Here is a 529-nt window from a genome sequence, read left to right as displayed (position 1 = left end):
TATAGAGAAAGCCGATAAGCTTTATTCCTATCTGATAAAAGTAGTAAGCAGGGACAAAGAAAAGCTGGCAAAAAAGGAGTTTAAACCTGTAAGTAAACGATGGGTAATAGAAAGAACCTTTTCATGATTTGATAATGATAGAAGGCTTTGCAGGAATTATCAACTCTTACATGAATCCTCCGAAAATATGACCAAATTATCTGCTATAAAATTATTAATCAATAAAATTTAAACAGGATCTAAATAAACCAATAAATTTTAAAATATTATTTATGGGATATCATATTATAAACATTACTGAAGGAAAAATAGAGCACACCTATGTAGAAAGTTATGAGCGTTTGTGCTATGTGGATACGATTACTGATGATTCAATTATTTATCCGAGAGAAGAACATTGGAAGCCTTTCAAGGTAGCAGGTCATGAAAACTATAAAAACCTATTCTAAGATTGGTACCGTGCAGGAATAAAGGCACAAGAGCTTTTTAAAAAACAAGCTAGTGATAAAGGACTTATTATTGAAGAAGT

Annotated in this window: 1 protein-coding gene; it reads left to right on the top strand. The window is 31.0% G+C overall.

The features are described 5' to 3' along the window. Window positions 1–272: 272 nt before the first annotated feature. Complete coding sequence (locus tag GNY06_RS04100) at window positions 273–449, top strand: hypothetical protein (RefSeq protein WP_166518920.1); 177 nt, start codon at window positions 273–275, stop codon at window positions 447–449. Window positions 450–529: the final 80 nt, after the last annotated feature.

It is taken from the genome of Elizabethkingia argenteiflava (genome assembly GCF_009904105.1).
Classification (GTDB): domain Bacteria; phylum Bacteroidota; class Bacteroidia; order Flavobacteriales; family Weeksellaceae; genus Elizabethkingia; species Elizabethkingia argenteiflava.
The sequence above is the reverse complement of the archived record's forward strand: the minus strand, read 5'-3'. Positions and strand labels throughout refer to the sequence as shown.